Below are 18226 nucleotides of genomic sequence, written 5' to 3'. Positions count from 1 at the left end.
CCGCTGAGGCCCGGCCGATTCACTTGTAAAGGCGCACGGCGAGCGGCACCAATATCACCGTCGCGGCCACCGCCCAGGCGGCGGTGAAAAGCACAGGCTGCATTACCTCCCCGCCGCTGGAAAGACCGACCATCGCGTCACAGGCGAGCGACAGCGGATTGGCTCGCACCACGGGCCGCAGCCATCCGAGGAACTGGTCGACCGGCACGAATCCCGAGGAGAGGAACAGCAGCAGCGTGATGGGGCTGCTGAGCGCTCCGCTGACCGCCTGCTCGCTCTTGGCCGACATGGCCACGACGACCGCGAGCCACAGGAAGATCCAGGCGAAGAGCACGACGACCGCGAAGAAGCCGAGCGCGGCCGACGGCCCCTGCCTGAAGCGGAACCCGACCGTGTGCGCGACGGCCGTGGTGATCGCCGCCACCAGCAGGACCCGCACCAGGTCGCCGGCGATGCGGCCGGCCAGCACGGACAGCCGGCTGATGTTCATGGCCCTGAACCGGTCGACGATGCCGGTGCGCAGGTCGGTGTGGAACCCCAGCCCGGTGCCGACCGCGCCGTACGCCGCGCTGAACAGGACGATGGCCGGGGCGAGCCGGTCGATGTAGCGGCCGCCGGAGGCGTCGCCGACCAGCTCCCCGAAGACCAGGAGCATGAGGAAGAGCAGGATCAGCGGGAACAGGAACGAGTCGGCGACCAGCTGCGTGCTTTTGGCGTAGCGCCGCAGGTTGCGTCCGGCCAGGACGCCCGTCTCGGTGATGACGCTCATGCCGCCCTCCTGAACGCCTGGACCGCCGCGGCCGAGAAGACCACCAGCAGCCCGGCCAGCCATGCCACCGCCTTCAGCACCGGCCCCGCCGTCGGACCGCCGTCCGCGAGGGCCCGCAGCGCGTCGAGCACCGCGGTCACCGGCTGGTGCCGGACGAACGGCTCGATCCAGGCGGGGAAGGCGTCGGCGGGCACGAAGGCCGAGGAGATCATCAGCAGCGGCAGGTAGATCACGTGCAGCGTCGACGAGACCGCCTCGGGATCGCGGGAGACCAGCCCGAGAGCGCTCGTGCCCGCCGAGACCGTGAGCGCGAAGCCCACCGCCAGCACGACGAAGCCGAGGGCCGCCGCCGGACCGGCCTGGAACCGGAAGCCCACCGCGTACCCGGTCAGGACGATCACCACGATGGCCAGCAGCGCCCGCGCACTGTCGGCCGCCATCCGGCCCACCACCACGGCGCCCCGGCTGATGGCCAGCGACCGGTAGCGGGCCAGCATGCCGTTGCGGCGGTCGGAGGCGAAGAAGAAGGCGGCGGTGATGGCCACCGAGAACATCCACTGCACCACGATCGCCGGGGGCAGGAACTGGGCGTAGTCGACGCCGTGCGTCCGCAGCAGGTTCCGGAAGAGCGCCAGGAAGCCGAGGACGAAGACGACCGGGAACACCACCATCGTGCTGACGGTGTCGGCCGTCGAGTTGAGACGGAGGTTGCGCCCGGCGAGCAGCAGCCCCTGCCCGAAGAGGTTGCCCAGGCCGGCCTCGGTCGAGGTCGCCATCAGCCGACCTCCTCGGGCTCCCGGGCGGCCTCCCCGCCGGTCAGCGCGAAGAACACCTCGTCCATCGTGGGGCGCCGCAGCATGATGTCGTCGGCCCTGATCCCCGCCTCGCGCAGCAGCGCGACGACGTCCGTCAGCGTGTCGGCGTCCGCTCCGCGCACGGTGACCACGCCGCCGGACTCGTCCACGTCGCCGAACCGCTCCCGCAGCATCCGCAGCACCTGCTCGCGCGGCTCTGCGCGCACCTCGCAGACCTGCCCGCCGACCTGGTCCTTCAGTTCGCCCGGGGTGCCCTCCGCGATCACCCTGCCGCGGTCGATGACGACGATCCGGTCGGCCAGGCGGTCCGCCTCCTCCAGGTACTGGGTGGTGAGGAGCAGCGTGGCGCCCTCCGCGCGCAGCCCGGCGACGAGGTCCCACATCTCCTGGCGGCCGGCCGGGTCGAGCCCGGTGGTCGGTTCGTCCAGGAAGATCACGGGGCGCTTGACCACCAGGCTGGCCGCGAGGTCCAGGCGCCGGCGCATGCCTCCGGAGTAGGACTTGACGGGCTGGTCGGCGGCATCGCTCAGGCGGAACCCGGTGAGCAGCTCCTCGGCCCGGGCGGCGGCCGCCCGGCGGTCCAGCTTGAGCAGCCGGCCGAACAGGACCAGGTTCTGCCGCCCGGTCAGCACGTCGTCGACGGCCGCGAACTGGCCGGTCAGCGCTATGGACGCGCGGACCCCGGCCGGGTCCCGCGCCACGTCGTGACCGGCCACCGACGCCCGGCCGCCGTCCAGCGGCAGGAGCGTGCTCAGGCAGTTGACCATCGTGGTCTTGCCGGCGCCGTTGGGGCCGAGCAGCCCCACCACGGCACCCGGCGGCACCGTGAACGACACCTCCTCCAGCGCCGTCTTCTTACCGAAGTTCTTGCGGAGGCCTTCGACTTCGACTCCCCCTTCGTGCATGAGCGCTACCTCCTGTCGCGGGTGGTCCTCGTGCGGCCGGTGCCTGTCAGCCCTCCTGCTTCACCGGGGTCTGCTGGTGGAAGACGAGCTTCCAGCCGCCTTCGCCGCGCTCGTACACGCTGGTCATGTAGAGCTGGAAGGAGAAGTCGGCCTCGCTGAGCCGCACGGTGGCCCGGTAGGTGATCAGCGCCGACTCGCCGCCCAGGGGCAGCACCTTGACGTCGTCGAGCGTGTAGTCGTCGAACGGCGCCTTGTTGGCGTCGATGTCGTCGGCGAGCTCGTGGCCGGTCTGCAGGCCGTCGGGCTCGACGCAGACGGTGCGGTCGGTGACCAGTCCGCGGTAGAAGTCGCCGTTGCCGACCGAGATGGCCGCCCAGCCCTTCTCCTCCATTTCGCGCAGTTCGTTCTCGAGGCTCATCGCGGGCTCCTTTCGTGGTGGTGACGGGGCTTCAGGGGGTGGAGGGCCAGCGGCCGGGCAGGCCGCAGAAGAGCAGGATCCGCTCGACCAGTTCGTCCTCCTGCGGTACCAGGTAGAAGTGGTCGCCGGGGAAGACCCGGAGCTGGAACGGCCCCGTTGTGTGGTACTCCCAGCCGGCGGCCTCATCTGGGTCGACCTCGGGGTCCGCGTCGGAGACGCACGCGCAGACCGGGGTGCGGACCGGGGCCGTGTCCGAGGGCCGGTAGGTCTCGATCAGGCGGTAGTCGGCGGCCAGCGTCGGCAGGATCAGGGCGCGCATCGCGGGGTCGTCCAGGACCTCGTCGCTGGTGCCGCCCAGCCTGCGCAGGTCCTCCAGAAGCGCCGGTTCGCCTCCGAGGTGGACGGCGGACGGGCGCAGCCGGTCCGGAGCCGGGCGGCCGGAGACGATCAGCCCGGCCTGGGGCCGCCCGAGCGCGCTCTCCAGCCGTCTGGCCGTCTCGTGCGCCACGGCGGCGCCCATGCTGTGCCCGAACAGGGCCAGCGGGACCTCGCCCATGGACTCCAGGACCTCGGCGACCGGCTCGGTGAGCTCGTCGATGCCCTGGGCGTACGGTTCGCGCACCCGGTCCTGGCGGCCCGGGTACTGGACGCCGTACAGCTCGACGCCGTCGGGCAGGCGCGCCCCCCACGTCCTGAAGAAGCCGGCGGCGCCGCCCGCGTGCGGGAAGCAGACCAGGCGCAGCCGGGGCACGTCCTGGACGCGCAGGGGACGCAGCCACCGCTCGCGCTGCCGGACGGTCGGGATGGTCATGCCGGTGATTCCTCCAGCTCCGTTCTCGCGGTGGCGATCAGCTCGTCGGCGGGCATCGGGCGGTGCGGCGGGCCGGAGAGGCGCTCGGGGAAGCCGAGGACGGAGGCCATCGCCTGCCAGGCCGAGCCGACGGACAGGTAGTACTGCCCCTCACGCATCGGATCGGTCCCGTCACTCACGGCCCTCCATGTACGCATCATCGCCCGGTGGGCGCCCTCCGGCCACAGGGCCGCGAGGATCTCCCGGTAGGTCGGGGGCTCGGCGGGGCCGATCGCGCTGGTGGTGGGCAGGTCGAGGCCGGGATCGGCCGCCGCGTCGAGCCGGGTCGTGCGCCTGGCCTCGGCCGGCAGGTGGGGGCGGGGCGACCACAGGACGGGGCCGTGGGTCTCGACCAGTGTGAGCGTGCCGCCGTCCGCGCCGATGGTGACGCGGTGCAGCAGGTGGGCGTGGTTGTCGGGGTCGGCGGGGTGCAGCTGGTTTTGCACGCGCAGCGTGAACGGGACGCCGGCCAGCGTGCCGTCGATGGTGCGGAACGGGCCGCGGCCCGTGGGCGCGGGCAGGTCGAAGGGGCGCAGGCCGCCGAGCGCCCGGCCGAGGATGTCGAACAGGTGGTAGGAGACCTGGACGCCGCAGGTGGCCTCGACGTACACCGGCCGCAGGGCGCGGGCGGCGGCGATGAAGCTCCGCACCGAAGGCAGGTGCACGTAGTGGGTGTTCACCTGGTAGACGACCCGGTTGCGGCGGGCGGCGCGCAGTGCGGTGGCCAGCTCGTCGCGCAGCAGCGGCCCCTCCTGCAGGACGTGGACGCCGCGGGCCATCAGCTCGGCCGCCACCGCGGTGCCGGGTCCCCCGTTGACGTCGCCGAGCAGCACGACGCAGGCCATGTCGACGTCGCCGGGCACGTCCTCGACGCGGGTCCAGAGCGGGACGCCCGCCTCCTCCGCGCACGCCTGGGAGCGCGAGCCGCCCTTGGCCAGGATGCCGGCGAGCTCGAAGGCCGCGCCGGGCGCGCTGAGAGCGGCCAGGTGCACCCGTCCGAAACCGGTGCCGCACACCAGCACGCGCGGGCGCCGGCTCCCCGGTGCCCCGCGACCGGCGGCGTCCGGCGCGCCCGCATCGGCGCCCGTGCTCACAGGACCCCCTCCTCGACCGGCGCTTGCGACGGGAGGGCGACGTCCACGACCGGGTCTTCGCACAGGTCCTGGAGCACGCCGGACGGGTCCAGCACGTCGGACGCGTCATGGGCGCCCGGGGGCACCCGGCCCGCTGCCGCCGCCCGCGTGGCGGTCGCCGCGAGCGCGGCGGTCAGCTCGTAACCGTCGGCGCTGCGGACGATCAGGACCCTGCCGTCCAGGTCGAAGACGAGCTGGAAGTACGGCCGGCGGCCGAGGGCGTCGAGGCGGGCCGCGAGTTCGAGGTCCTCGGCGGCCCGCGCGGGCTCCTTGCCGCCCGCTCCGGACAGCGCCTGGAGGGTCCGGTCGCCGTCGAAGACCCCCCACCATTCGATCTCGGCCAGCTCCAGCGCGCGGGCCAGCCGCTCGGTCTCCCGGCTCAGGTAGGGGTGGACGCTGACGCGGCCGGGGAAGTGCGGCAGGGCGACGCGTTCGGCGGGACGCAGGGCGCCGCGGATCGGCTGGTGGCCGCGCCAGGCGGCCAGGGGGGTCGCGTGCTCGCCGTCCAGGGAGGCGATGTAGTCGAGCGCGGCGGCCCTGGTGAAGCGGTCGAGGCCGCCGACGTGGGCGACCAGCCGGGCGGGCCGGTCGGCGCCTTCGGCCAGCGCGCGGGGCAGCAGCGCGGACAGGCCGGGCATCATCCCCGCCGCCAGGACCGCCGCGCGGTCCCCGGCGAGCGCCGTCAGGCGGAGGCGGTCGAGCTGCTCTCCGGCCACGTCCACGTAGTGGGCGCCGGCCTTCAGCGCGGCCCGTGCCACGGTGTCGCCGATGCGGGCCGAGGGACCAGCGCAGTTCACCACGACGTCGCAGCCGGCGCAGAATCCCGCCAGCCGGGAGGCGTCGGCGATGTCCACCGCGACGGCCTCGTCACCGGGCCGGGCGGCTTCCCGCGTGCGGGCCGTGTCCCTGCCGCCCAGGCGCAGCGGTTCCGGCAGGCGGCGCACCAGCGCGCGGCCCACGGCGCCGTAGCATCCGATCACGCCGACGGTCATGGCCGCTCCCACCTCCGGGTCAGCATCGCGGCGGCCTCTTCCACGTGCGGGGGCTGGAGGCAGCTGAAGTGGTCGCCGGGGATGTCGGCGACCCTCAGCTCGCCCAGGCACAGCTCGCGCCAGAAGCCGGTCATGTCGTCGCGCAGCCACGGCAGGAAACGGGTGTCGCCGAGCTGGCGCAGGAAGGTGATGTCGCCGGCGTACGGCTCCGGCTCGTGGGCGCCGACCGCGAGCAGGCTGTGCCGCACCACCTGGTAGAAGGTGGCGACGTGCCGTTCGACGTCGGCGTCCGAGCCGGCGTGGCGGCCCGCGGCGCGGCCGATGGCGGCCAGCCGCTCGTCCTGCGGGCGGGCGGCCTGGGCGCGGAAGGCCTCGGCGGTGGGCGCCAGCCCGCCGGTGAGCGCGGTGACGCGCCCGGCGGGCACCCGGTCCGGGTCCTCGCGGAGCAGCAGCTCGAAGACCTCGGACATGGCCTCCTCGTCGCCGGGGTATCCCGCCTCGGCGGGGTCGGCGCCCATGACCTTGGCGAAGACGTACTCCACGACCAGTTCGTCCTCGATGATCCGCGGCATCGTGTAGCTGCTGACCACGGTGAGACTGCTGACGTCGGCGCCCGCCTCGGTCAGCTGCCTGGCGATCTCCGTGGCCAGCAGGCCCCCCATGCAGTAGCCGACCACGTGGAAGGCGCCGGCGCCGGTGTCGAGCAGCGCGCGGGCGTACCGGGCGGCGCGGCGCTCGATCAGGCCGCGCGGCTCCTCCGCCAGGTAGGACTCCACGTCGGTGACCGCGAGTCCGACCAGCGGACCGCCCTTGCCCGCCAGCAGCCGGGACAGGGCGCGGTAGGGCGCGAGCGTGCCGCTGCCCTCGTGGACGAGCACGGGCAGCGGCCCGTCGCCGGGGAGCTCGCCCCCGAGCGGGACCAGCGGGGAGCTCTCCGCGCGGCGGTCGCCCTCGTCCCGGTCGCCGTCCCTGCGCAGCTCCTCGGCGAGCGCGGCCACCGTCGGCCGGTGCAGGACCTGGCGGACCAGGTCGTCCCAGTGCGCCCGCGCCGCGGCCGGCACGCGCTCGCGCAGGGTGGCGGCCAGCTTGGCGACCACGAGCGAGTCGCCGCCGAGGTCGAAGAAGTCGTCGTCGCGGTTGACCTCGGCCACGTCGAGCACCTCGGCCCAGGTGGCGGCCAGCTCCCGTTCGAGGTCGTCGCGGGGCGGCCCGCCCGCCGAGGCGCGGCGGGCGGCGGCGCGCGGCAGCCAGGAGCGCAGCGTCGCCGTGTCCACCTTGCCGTTGCGGGTCAGCGGCAGCTCGTCGACGATCTGCAGATGCGCCGGGATCATGTACTCGGGGAGCCGCCCGGCCAGATGCCCCGCCAGCGCGGTGACGTCCAGCGGGTGCCGGTCCGTCTTGAAGCGGGCGGCGAAGACGTGCTGCCCGAGCGGATCGGTCACGTCCCCCGGTCCGGGCAGGCAGACGGTCGTGCCGGCGCCCGCCTCGCGCAGCAGCTCCAGCCACTGCCCGCGGCCGAGGAAGGTCTGGTCGAGGCCCTTGCGCGAGTCCTCGTAGTCCCATTTGCGCGGGTCCTTCTCCGGCATCATGAACTCCATCGAGGTCATGATCTGGAGGCTGTCCTTGGTGGTCTCGACGAAGACCAGCCAGCCGCCCGGCCGCAGCATCTGCACGAGCCTGCCGAGCACCCGTCCCGCGTGGCGGGAGTTGTGCAGCACGTTGACGCAGAGGATGACGTCGAAGTCGTTGGGCTTGTACCCCTGCTCGCGGAAGTCCTCGTTGATGTCGAACAGCCCGTAGCGCACCCAGGGGCGGTCGCCGAAGCGCTTGCGGGCCTCGTTGAGGAAGAAGGGCGAGACGTCGGTGAACAGGTAGTCGACGTCGTGCTCCGCCAGCGCCGGGATCATCTGCGCGCTGATGCCGCCGACGCCCGCGCCGACCTCCAGCAGCCGCAGGCCGCCGTCGTGCCGTCCGGCGATGCGGTGCAGCATCTCGATGGCGGCGTGGTTGACGTAGCGGCTGATGATGTTCTCCCGGTACGCGGCCTCGGAGATCTCCAGGCGCCCTTCCGGGAAGAGCAGCGGCAGCGGGTCCATCTCGTCGTGGACGAGCTCCGGCAGATGGTCGGTGCTGGTCCGGAAGTAGGAGATCAGGGCCTCGGGATAGCTGTCCTCGCGTTGCAGCTCCGTGACCGCCTGCCAGGCGGCGTCGAGGTCGTTCCCGGTGGCGGTGCGCACGGCGCGGCGGACGTCCCCGTTCCGCTCCAGGTACCCCTCGTCTTCGAGGACGCGCAGCCAGCGGCGCACGAGCCGTTGATGCCGTGGCGCGGCCCCGACGGCCTCGATGACCTGCTCCGCGGTCGCGGTGTCTCCGGGACGCTCGAACAGGCCGTGGCGCGTGAGGGCGCGCATGATGCCGACGACCGCCGCCCTGTCCAGCCGGGCCATGAACTCCATGAGTTCTTCGCGGTCGATGTGCGCGGTCTGCATGTCCCCGGCCCCGGAACCCGCGGTGCGGAGCTCCTCCGCCGACGCCTCCGGTATCCGCGGCGACGGGGTGCGGGCCGGCTCGGCGAAGGCGGCGAGGCGGCGCTCCATCCCGTCGCCGTCCACCAGCACGTGGGCGGCGGCGACCGCGGGATGCTCCTGGACGGCGGCCTCGACCTCCGCGAGCTCGATGCGGTGCCCGCGGATCTTGACCTGCCGGTCCTCGCGGCCGAGGAACTCGATCAGCCCGTCCTCGCGGTAGCGCCCGAGGTCGCCGGTGCGGTAGAGGCGCTCGCCCGTCTCCGGATGCCGGACGAACCGCTGCCGCGTCTTCTCCTCGTCGCCCAGGTACCCCAGCGCCACTCCGGCGCCGCCGATGTGGAGCTCGCCCGCCACCCAGTCCGGGCACGGCCGCATCGCGTGGTCCAGGACATGGAAGGTCTGGTTGGCCAGGGGCTTGCCGTACGGGACGCTCGTCCAGTCCGGCGCGAGGTCGCCGATCGGGTGGTGGATCGACCAGATCGAGGCCTCGGTCGCGCCGCCGAGGCTGACCAGTTCGAGTCCGGGCAGGCGGGTCCGCACGGCCGGGGGCAGCGTGATCGGGATCCAGTCGCCGCTGAGCAGGGCCAGCCTCAGCGTGGGCAGGCCGGTGGGGTTCGCGGCCAGGTAGTGCTCCAGCATCTGGAGTTGCGCGGGGACGGAGTTCCACAGCGTGACGCCGTGGTCGGCGATCAGCCGGGCCCAGCGGCCGGGGTCGCCGCGGCCCTCGGGGCTCGGCAGCACCAGGGCGCCGCCCACGGCGAGGGGGCCGAAGACGTCGTAGACCGAGAGGTCGAAACCGAGGCTCGCCAGTCCGAGGACGCGGTCGTCCGCGGTGACCGAGAAGCGGCGGTTGATGTCGGCCACCGTATTGAGCGCCGCCTCGTGGGAGATCATCACGCCCTTGGGGTCGCCGGTGGACCCCGAGGTGTAGATGACGTATGCCAGATCGCCGGGACGGGCGCGGCCGGGGGGCGCAGGGGCGGCGGAGGGCGGCGTCGTGTCGACGTCCACGCAGCGCATCCCGGGCGGGCGCTCCGTGATCCGGGACTGGGTCAGCACCGTGGTCACCCCGGCGTCGGCGAGGATGCGGTCGCGCCGGGCGGGCGGCTGCCCGACGTCCACGGGCAGGTAGGCGCGGCCGGCCAGCAGCGTGCCGAGCACGGCGGCGACCTGCTCCCAGCCCTTCTGCATGAGCACGGCCACGGGCGCGTCGCCCGCCCCCGCGAGGCTCTCGGCCACGGCCGTGGCCCGCGCGAGCAGCTCGCCGTAGGTGAGCGTGCGCTCCTCGGTGATGACGGCGGGCGCGTCCGGTGTGGCCGCCGCCTGCGCCACGACGGGTTCATGGAGCAGCCCGGCGGGACGGGGCGCCGCGGTGGCGTTGGCGCGGTCGCGCCGCTCGGCCTGCGCGGCGGGCAGCCGGACCGGTGAGGCCGACTCCCAGGCGGTGTCGGAGGCGGCCAGGTCGAGCAGCAGTGCGCGCAGGGCGCCGAACAGGTCCTCGATCAGGCCGTCGGGGAAGACGCCGTCGCGCACGTCGGCCCTGACCTCCAGGACGCCGCCCTCGACCAGTGCCTGGCAGTCGATCCACACCTGGGGCGTCTGGCTCCTGCCGTACACCACCTCGGCCAGGCCGTCCATGCCTTCGTTCTCGTCGCTGAGCCCGACGGTGCTGGTGAAGACGACCGGTACCAGGGCGGCCTGCCGGCCCCGGCGGCGGGCGATCTCGCGCATCAGCTCCACGCCGGAGTAGAGCCGGTGGTCCAGGTCGTCCCAGAGCCGCTGCTGGAGGGCGCCGGCGCGGGCGGCGAAGGAGTCGCCGGCCGCGCCGTCCACCTCCAGGAGGCTGACGGTGGTGAAGTCGCCGACAAGGGAACCCACCTGCGGGTGGAGGGGGTGCCGGTTGAGCAGCGTGAGGTTGAGGCAGAACGCCGGCTGGCGGCTCCAGCGGCCGACGGTCTCGGCGAAGGCGGCGAGCACGGCCGTCGAGGGGGTGACGCCGTGCGCCGCCGCGCGCTCGCGCAGCCCGCGCCACCGCTCGGGCTCGAAGCGGACCTCGTGGCGGGTGAAGGAGCCGGTCGCCTGGACCTCGCGGTCCTCCCGCAGCGGCAGTTCGGGCGCGCCGGGCAGCTCGCCCAGCCGGTCCTCCCAGTAGGCCCGGTCGCGCTCGTAGGCGGCGCCGTCGCGCAGGCCGCGGGCCCCGGCCACGTAGTCGCGGAAGGTGATCTCCAGCGGCGGCAGCTCGGCGGCCGGGTCGAGGTAGAGGCGCTTCAACTCGGTGAGCAGCAGCTGGATGCTCAGGTAGTCGGCGATGAGGAAGTCGATGGAGACGTGGAGCAGGTCGCGGTCGCCGGTCCGGGTGATCCGGACGTCGAACAGCGGCCACGTGGCGGGGTCGTAGACGCGGCTGTCCATGGCGGCCCTGGTGGCGGCCACATGCGCGTCGAGCTCGGCGGCGGAGCGGCCGCGCAGGTCGGCGACCTCGATGCGGTACGTGGGCGCGTCCGGAGCGGTGACCTGGTAACCCTCCAGGTGGAAGGTGCAGCGCAGCATGTCGTGCCGCTCGACGAGCCGGTTCCAGGCGTCCTCCATCCGGCGCGGGTCGAGGTCCTCGATGGCCAGCTCCGCGTAGACCTGGCAGGCCGTGCCGCCGTAGTCGAAGGCGTCCCCCCGGCCGAGCAGGTAGGCGGCCTGCACGTCGGTGAGCGGGAACGGCTCGTGCCGGGCGGCCGGGTCGGGTACAAGCTCGGGCGCGGCCGGGCGGCTCAGGTACTCGAGCAGTTCGTCCTTGCGGGCGGCCAGCAGCGCGCGCCGCTCGTCGGTGAGGACGCCCTGGGGAGCGCGGAACCGCAGCCGGCCCGCCTCCTCCCACAGGTGCACGCCCTCCCGGGCCAGTTCGGCGATGAGCTGACCAGCGGTCATATCGTGCCCTCCTCGAAGGCTCCCTCGTCGCGATGCTGTTCGATCAGGGCCGCGTGCTCGGCGATGGTCGGCCCGGCGAACAGCGTCCGCAGCGGAAGCTCGACGCCGAACTCGATCCTGATCTCCTCGGCCAGGCGGGTGGCGAGGACGCTGTCGCCGCCGAGGATCACGAAGTTCTGGTGCCGGCCCACCTCCGGGACGTCGAGCAGCACCCGCCAGACCCGGGCGAGGGCCTCCTCGACGGGACCGGTGGGCGGAGCGTCCTGGGCCTGGCCGCTCCCGTGCTCCTCGGCCAGCCGGGCGAGCGCGCCGCGGTCGACCTTGCCGTTGGCGGTGAGCGGGAAGGCGGCGACCTGGATGACCTGGTCGGGGATCATGTAGGGCGGAAGGTGCTCCCCCAGCCGGTCGTGCAGCTCGTCGGGGTCGAGGCCGTCACCGTCCGGGCCGCCTGCCGGGACGACCAGGGCGGCCAGCCTGCGGGCCGCGCTCCCGACCGTGGTGGCCACCGCCCGCTCGACCTTGGGATGGGCCAGCAGCGCCGCCTCGATCTCGCCCAGCTCGATCCGGTGGCCCCGGACCTTGACCTGGTGGTCCACGCGGCCAAGGAACTCCAGCGTGCCGTCCGGCCAGTAGCGCCCCATGTCACCGGTCCGGTACCAGCGGAGGCCGTCCTGCTCGACGAACTTGGCCTTGGTGGTCTCCGGGTCGCCGCGGTAGCCCTCGGCCACGCCCGCGCCGCCGATCCACAACTCCCCCGGGCCCCAGTCGGGGCAGTCGCGGCCCAGCGGGTCGACGACCCGGAAGCACTGGTTGGCCAGGGGTCGGCCGTAGGGCACCGACACCCATTCCGGCGGCACCTCCGCCGGGACGGGGCAGTAGTTCGACCAGATCGCCGCCTCGGTCGCCCCGCCCAGCGCGACCAGCCGGCACTCCGGTGCCGCCTGCGCCAGCCTTGCCGACAGGTCGAGGGGAACCCAGTCGCCCGACACCATCGCCAACCGCAGCGAGGCCAGATGACCGTGCTCGGCGACCAGGAGCATGTCCAGCAATGCCGGGACGGTGTTCCATACCGTCACCCGGTGCTCGGCCACCAGCCGCGCCCACTGGGCGGCGTCGCGGCGCTCGTCCTCGGACACCATCACCAGCGACCCGCCGGCCGACAGCAACCCGAAGACGTCCCACACCGACAGGTCGAAATCGAGCGCCGACACCGCCAGCACGCGGTCGTCCTCACCTACGCCGAAGCGGGTGTTGACGTCCAGGACCGTGTTCAGGGCGGCGCGGTGGGAGACCTCCACTCCCTTGGGTTCACCCGTCGAGCCCGACGTGAAGATCACGTATGCGCTCGCGTCCGGGTCCACCTCGACCGGAGCCTCCAGCGGCTCGCCCTCGGGAACCTCGGTCAGCAGCAGGCGGACGTCCGCGCGCCGCATGATCTGTTCACGCCGCGCCGGCGGCTGGTCCACACCGATCGGCACGTACAGCGCCCCGGCCGCCAGCACCCCCAGCACCGCCGCCACCTGATCAGGCCCCTTGGGCAGCGACACCGCCACCGCGTCGCCCGCGCCCACACCGCGTTCGCGCAGGAATCCGGCCACCCGCAATGCCCGTCCGGCCAGGTCGCCGTAGGAGATGCCGGGGCGGATCGCCGGGCGACCGGGGTCTCGGCCGGCCAGCTCGAAGAAGCGGCCGTGAAGCGTGCCGTCGGGCAGCGGGGCCGCGGTGTCGTTGGCCGCCGCCCGCACGGCCAGCTGCGACGCCGGCACCAGGGGCGGGGCGGGCGCCTCCCAGTCGTGCTCCAGCATCCACTCGAACAGGCGGCCGTATCCGTCGGCCATGCCGTCCAGCACGCCCGGCGGGAAGAGCTCTTCGACCGCGTCCCAGTTGACCAGCAGGCCGCCGTCCACCTCGACCACCTGGTGGTCGATCCACACCTGCGGCGTCTGCGAGACGCCCCATACCGGGTCGGCGAAGAGGGTGTCGGCCAGCGCGCCGTCCTCACCCGTCACGCCGAGCGTGCTGGTGAACACGACCGGCATCGTGACGTCGGCCGAGCCGGTGCTCTTGGCGAGTTCGCGCATCACCCACAGCGCGGACGCCTCGCTGTGCTCGAGGTCGCGCGCCACCCGGCGCTGGAGCCGGCGGGCGCTCTCCAGCCAGGTCTCCTCCGGCTCGTAGGCGACCAGCAGCAGCGAGGTGAAGTCGCCGAGGACGGCGTCGATGTCGGGGTGGACGCGGCGCCGGTCGAAGAGCGTGAGGTTGATCGTCATGTCGCGGCGGGCGCTCCACGCGCCGAGCACCTCGGCGAACGCCGTGGCCAGGACGGTCGAGAGGGTGAGGCCGTGCCGCCGGGCCGTGTCCTTGACGGCCTGCCACTGCTCCGCCGGAACGCGGATCTGGCGCCGGGTGAAGCGCGGGCGGCCCAGCGATTCCGGGTCCTTGGCCAGGGGCAGCTGCGGCGCGGGCGGCAGGTCGGCGACCCGGGCCGACCAGTACTCCTCGGCGCGCCGAAGCGCCTGGGCCTCGGGCTTGACCGTGAGCACGTAGTCCCGGAAGGACAGCCCGATCTCCGGCAGCTCGGCGTCCGGATCGCGGTAGAGGGTGTCCAGTTCGTCCAGAAGGGTCATGATGCTGAGCGCGTCCAGAACGATGTTGTCGAAGCTGACGCCGAGGCGGGTGCGGCCCTCCCCGTACCGGACGGCCCGAACATCGAACAGCGGCCACCGGGTGGCGTCGATGAGCTGGTGCGACATGGACTCGCGCAGCTCGGTGAGGGCCCGCTCGCCGTCCCCGCCGCCGGCCTCGGTGACGGGGACGGTCAGCGCCGGCACCGTCGGCAGGATCCGCTGGGTGCCGTCGGGCAGGAAGACCGCGCGGAGCATCTCGTGCCGTTCGATGAGCCGGTTCCATGCGGCGGTGAGACGCTCCAGGTCCAGATCGTCGAAGTCGTACTCGGTGTAGAAGTGGCAGCCGACGCCCCCGAGGGAGAAGTCGTCGGTGCGTCCGAACCAGTAGGCGCGCTGCACGTCGGTGGGCGGGAACGGCTCGTGTCGTCGTTCCGGGTCGGCGCGCAGGAGGGACGGTACGGAGACCTCGCTCTCGTCCCCCAGGCGCACGGTCCGGGAGAACGCGGCGAGCTCGGGGTGGTCGAAGAGGTTCGTCAGCTCGGCACCGGCCGCACCGGCCGCCTGGAGGCGGGTGATGAGGCGGGTCGCCAGCAGACTGTCGCCGCCGAGGGTGAAGAAGTTCTGGTCGCGGCCGACGGCGCGCAGCCCGAGCAGCTCGGCCCAGATCTCCGCCACGGCGGTCTCCACCCCTGGGCGGGGCGGATCGAACCGCTCGGCACGCTCGGCGAGATGCTCGGTGAGGATGTCCCGGACGGCGCCGCGGTCGATCTTGCCGTTGAGGCTGAGGGGCAGGCGGGCGGCCTGGGTGAGCTGGTCGGGGATCATGTAGGGCGGAAGGTGCTCGGCCAGATGGTCGTGCAGGTCGGCGGGGTCGAGGTCGTGGTCGAGGTCCCCCGCGGGGACGACCAGGGCGGCGAGTCCGCGGGTGGCGCCGCCGATCGTGGTGGCCACGGCCCGTTCCACCTCGGGATGGGCCAGCAGCGCCGTTTCGATCTCGCCCAGCTCGATCCGGTGGCCCCGGACCTTGACCTGGTGGTCCACCCGGCCCAGGAACTCCAGCGTGCCGTCCGGCCAGTAGCGCCCCATGTCACCGGTGCGATACCAGCGCACCCCCTCGTGCTCGACGAACTTGGCCTTGGTGGTCTCCGGGTCGCCGCGGTAGCCCTCGGCCACGCCCGCGCCGCCGATCCACAACTCCCCCGGAGCCCAGTCGGGGCAGTCGCGGCCCATCTGGTCCACGACCCGGAAGCACTGGTTGGCCAGCGGACGCCCGTAGGGCACCGACACCCACTCCGCCGGAACCTCCACCGGAACCGGGCAGTAGTTCGACCAGATCGCCGCCTCCGTCGCCCCGCCCAGCGCCACCAGCCGGCACTCCGGCGCCGCCTGCGCAAGCCGGGCGGACATGTCCAGCGGTACCCAGTCGCCCGACACCATCGCCAACCGCAGCGATTCCAAGTGACCGTGCTCGGCGACCAGCAGCATGTCCAGCAGCGCCGGGACGGTGTTCCACACCGTCACCCGGTGCTCGGCCACCAGCCGCGCCCACTGGGCGGCGTCGCGGCGCTCGTCCTCGGACACCATCACCAGCGACCCGCCTGCCGACAGCAACCCGAAGACGTCCCACACCGACAGGTCGAAATCGAGCGCCGACACCGCCAGCACACGATCGTCCTCACCGACACCGAAACGCGCGTTGACGTCCAGGACCGTATTCAGGGCGGCGCGGTGGGAGACCTCCACCCCCTTCGGCTCACCCGTCGACCCCGACGTGAAGATCACATACGCGCTCGCGCCAGGGTCGATCTCGACCGGAGCCGCCAGCGGCTCGCCCTCCGGCAGCTCGGTCAGCAGCTCGCGGGCACCGGCACGCTCCATGATCTGCGCACGCCGCGCCGGCGGCTGGTCCACACCGATCGGCACGTACAGCGCCCCGGCCGCCAGCACCCCCAGCACCACCGCGACCTGATCAGCGCCCTTGGGCAGGGACACCGCCACCGCATCGCCGCCGCCCACCCCGCGCTCGCGCAGGAAACCCGCCACCCGCAACGCCCGATCGGCCAACTCGCCATAGGAGACGTCCGGGCAGATCGCCACGCGCGACGGATCACGGCGCGCCCGCTCGAAGAAGCCGCCGTGCAGCGTGCCCTCGGGAGCCGGCGCCGCCGTGTCGTTGACCGCCGCCCGCACCGCCGACTGCGACGCCGGCACCAGCGGCGGAGCGACCGCATCCCAGTCATGCTCCAGCATCCACTCCACCAGGCGGCCGTAACCGTCGGCCATGCCGTCCAGCACACCCGCCGGGAAGAGCTCCTCGACCGCGTCCCAGTTGACCAGCAGACCCCCGTCCACCTCGACCACCTGGTGGTCGATCCACACCTGCGGCGTCTGGGACAGCATCGAGCCGAGGCGGCCGAGGCTCCGCTGCACGTCCGCGCCCACGAGGTCGCCCATTCCCAGGGCGCTGGTGAAGACCACCGGCGCGGTCACCTGGTCGTGCCGGCCGCCCCGGTTGAGATCGCGCAGAACCTCGACGCCGGAGTAGGCCGAGTGCGCCACGTCCCGCTGGAAGCGCGCCTGGAGCGTCGCCACCCGTTCGGCGAACGTCTGCGAGCGCGAGAGGTCAACCTCGAGCAGGATGAGGTTGGAGAAGTCGGCGACCATGCGCTCCACGTCCGGATGGATCGCCTGCCGGTCGAAGAGCGGGACGTTGAGGACGAAGCGCGGCGCGCCGCTCCAGGCGCCGACGACCTCGGCCAGCGCGGCGGCCATGACCATGGGCAGCGTGACGCCGTGCGCGCGGGCGCGCTCGGCCAGCCGCCCCTTCTCCTCGGCGGTGATCCGGCGGTCGCGGCGCACCACCCGGACCCGCTCCACCCTCTCCGGACCGACGGCCAGCGGGAGCGGCGGGCCGGGGGGCAGCTCCGGCAGGCGGTCGGCCCAGTAGCGGCGGTCCGCCTCGTGCTCCTCGGCCCGCAGCAGCTCCCGCTGGGCGAGGTAGTCGGGGAAGGAGTAGGTCAGCGGCGGCAGTTCGGCGTCCTCGCCGCGGTAGAGGGCGGCCAGGTCCTCCAGGACGATCTGGATGCTGCGCACGTCCGCGACGAGCAGGTCGATGTTGACGTGCAGGCGGTGGGCGCCGTCCGGCAGCAGTGAGAGCGCCAGGTCGAGCACCTCTCCGCGCTCCACCTCCAGGCGCCGGTGCGACAGCCGTTCGCGCAGTCCGAGCAGGATCCCTTCGGTGTCTTCCGCCGTGCGCAGGTCGTGGACCGTCAGGCCCGGCCAGGGGCTGCTCGGCAGGATCTGCTGGGTGCCGTCGTCGAGGAACCGGGCGCGCAGCAGCTCGTGCCGCTCGAACAGGGCGCGGGCGGCCCGCTCCAGGGCGCCGCGGTCGATGTCCCGGCCGTCGAACTCGATGTAGAAGTGGCAGCCGACGCCGCCGAGCACCTGGCGGTCGCGGCGGCCGAACCAGTAGGCGTGCTGGAGCGGGGTGAGACCGAAGGGGGCGCCGCGGTCGACCGGTTCGGCCGCGGCGGGCGGCGGCGCGGCGGTTCCCGACCGGAGCAGGGCATGCCATGACGCGATCGTCGGGGACTCCGCGAGGTCGGCGAACCTGACGTTCAGCCCTTGGCGCTGCCAGTCGTTGGCGAGCTGCATGATGCGGATGGAGTCGAGGCCCTGGGCGATGAGGTCCTCGCCATGCCCGAGATCCTCGGGACGGACGCCGAGCAGGTCGGCCGCGGCACGGGCGACCTCCTCCAGGGCGGGAGCCTGCGGCGAGGGGACGGCGGGGCTCGCGGGCGCGCTCCCGGCCCGGGGGGCTGGAGCCGGCGCGGCGTCCAGAGGGACGGGCGGAGCGGCCAGCGTGTCGGTGGTGCGCAGCGGCAGCAGCCCGCGCCGGTAGCGCGTCACGAGTTCCGCCTCGTCGCCCGCCAGCGAGCCGGGGTCGACGGTGGCCACCGTCTCCACGACCGCGCCGCACGCGTCGATGACGGCGCTTCGCACCTGCCTGGGCGAAGGCCCGGCGCCCGGCGCCGATTCCACCACTACGGTCAGGCCTCCGCCGTGAACGGTCTGAAAGGCGCGGCAGGGCGATCCGGTCAGCTCGCGAACGGCCGTTTCGACATCGTCGGACGAAAGCAGCCGGCCTTGCACGGACACGCAGGGGGAACGCATCGCCGTTTCCGTCATAACGCCCAACAGTGGCATATCCCTAAAGACCTGACGAATCTCGGACTTTTATTTCAGGTGCCCCGGGTACCCGTTCGACTGT

At 73.3% G+C, this 18226-nt stretch carries 9 protein-coding genes; all 9 read right to left on the bottom strand.

Annotated elements, in window-relative coordinates; genetic code table 11:
• Positions 1-19 precede the first annotated feature (19 nt).
• The 9 genes from AB0C21_RS10975 to AB0C21_RS10935 are packed head-to-tail and all read right to left on the bottom strand — an operon-like array spanning position 20 to position 17958.
• A complete protein-coding gene (locus AB0C21_RS10975) occupies positions 20-769 on the bottom strand; it encodes an ABC transporter permease (RefSeq protein ID WP_500203843.1) in 750 nt (249 codons plus the stop codon).
• The gene (locus AB0C21_RS10970; RefSeq protein ID WP_500203842.1) at positions 766-1545 is read right to left on the bottom strand and encodes an ABC transporter permease; all 780 of its coding nucleotides are present in this window, start codon (positions 1543-1545) and stop codon (positions 766-768) included. The genes AB0C21_RS10975 and AB0C21_RS10970 overlap by 4 nt, the downstream gene beginning before the upstream one ends.
• On the bottom strand, positions 1545-2489 hold the full coding sequence (locus AB0C21_RS10965) for an ATP-binding cassette domain-containing protein (protein ID WP_500203841.1): 945 nt from the start codon (positions 2487-2489) through the stop codon (positions 1545-1547). The genes AB0C21_RS10970 and AB0C21_RS10965 overlap by 1 nt, the downstream gene beginning before the upstream one ends.
• A 46-nt stretch (positions 2490-2535) precedes the next feature.
• Entirely contained in the window at positions 2536-2907 is a 372-nt protein-coding gene (locus tag AB0C21_RS10960) for a nuclear transport factor 2 family protein (RefSeq protein ID WP_500203840.1), read from the bottom strand.
• Positions 2908-2938: 31 nt separating this feature from the next.
• Positions 2939-3718, bottom strand: a complete 780-nt coding sequence (locus tag AB0C21_RS10955) for a thioesterase II family protein (protein WP_500203839.1) — start codon at positions 3716-3718, stop codon at positions 2939-2941.
• Complete coding sequence (locus AB0C21_RS10950; RefSeq protein WP_500203838.1) at positions 3715-4851, bottom strand: Gfo/Idh/MocA family oxidoreductase; 1137 nt, start codon at positions 4849-4851, stop codon at positions 3715-3717. Before AB0C21_RS10950 ends, AB0C21_RS10955 begins: the two co-directional genes overlap by 4 nt.
• Complete coding sequence (locus AB0C21_RS10945) at positions 4848-5882, bottom strand: saccharopine dehydrogenase NADP-binding domain-containing protein (RefSeq protein ID WP_500203837.1); 1035 nt, start codon at positions 5880-5882, stop codon at positions 4848-4850. Before AB0C21_RS10945 ends, AB0C21_RS10950 begins: the two co-directional genes overlap by 4 nt.
• Entirely contained in the window at positions 5879-11329 is a 5451-nt protein-coding gene (locus AB0C21_RS10940) for an amino acid adenylation domain-containing protein (RefSeq protein WP_500203836.1), read from the bottom strand. The genes AB0C21_RS10945 and AB0C21_RS10940 overlap by 4 nt, the downstream gene beginning before the upstream one ends.
• On the bottom strand, positions 11326-17958 hold the full coding sequence (locus tag AB0C21_RS10935) for an amino acid adenylation domain-containing protein (RefSeq protein ID WP_500203835.1): 6633 nt from the start codon (positions 17956-17958) through the stop codon (positions 11326-11328). The genes AB0C21_RS10940 and AB0C21_RS10935 overlap by 4 nt, the downstream gene beginning before the upstream one ends.
• Positions 17959-18226: the final 268 nt, after the last annotated feature.

The sequence above is a fragment of the Spirillospora sp. NPDC049024 genome (assembly GCF_040649235.1).
Lineage (GTDB): Bacteria > Actinomycetota > Actinomycetes > Streptosporangiales > Streptosporangiaceae > Spirillospora.
The sequence above is the reverse complement of the archived record's forward strand: the minus strand, read 5'-3'. Positions and strand labels throughout refer to the sequence as shown.